The organism is Aestuariimicrobium sp. p3-SID1156 (assembly GCF_025144225.1).
GTDB lineage: Bacteria > Actinomycetota > Actinomycetes > Propionibacteriales > Propionibacteriaceae > Aestuariimicrobium.
On sequence record NZ_JALXXB010000029.1, the window covers coordinates 1 to 476 of the forward strand.

Annotated in this window: 1 protein-coding gene and 1 pseudogene; one reads left to right on the forward strand and one right to left on the reverse strand. The window is 64.3% G+C overall.

Annotated features, from left to right (window positions below; translation table 11 throughout):
- The coding region (locus tag M3G03_RS12870; protein WP_311197560.1) for a recombinase family protein at positions 1-140 on the reverse strand (140 nt) is incomplete at its 3' end.
- A gap of 243 nt (positions 141-383) precedes the next feature.
- On the opposite strand from M3G03_RS12870, the pseudogene M3G03_RS12795 reads away from it, so the two are divergent.
- Positions 384-476: pseudogene (locus M3G03_RS12795) on the forward strand (transcriptional regulator); the annotation flags it as partial.

A 476-nucleotide genomic window follows, 5' to 3' on the forward strand; every position in this document is an offset into this window, starting at 1 on the left:
GACGTATCGCCGTCCCGACAGGCAGCCAGCGCCTGCCGCAGGCCCTCACGGTCGGCGTTGCGGCCCGTGAGCCCGTGATCGACGTAGATACGCTTGGGATCGACGCCGAACGCCGCGAGTCCGTCACGCTGCGCGGTCAGTCCTGCTCGTCGGTGGAGACTCGGGCATAGCCGACCTTCAAGGGGGACATGCTCCCCAGTGTGTCATATAGCCTCCCTTCACCGGACAGCTCACCGGACGGGTCTTACGGGACAGCCCGCCAGGCGTGCCGTCGTTCCTCTCGATAAGTAGCGGTGGTGTCCGGTGAGGGTTCCCCTTACGGGCATGCGATCTGGGCTGACGCCTGTGACCGAGTGTTCAGTGCGCGCTGTATAGTTCAGTCCATGCTGACTATTGCTTCGCGTCTCGACGTGATGAACCGCCTGGGTCGTGCACTGGCCGACCCCACTCGATCCCGGATCATCTTGACCCTGCTC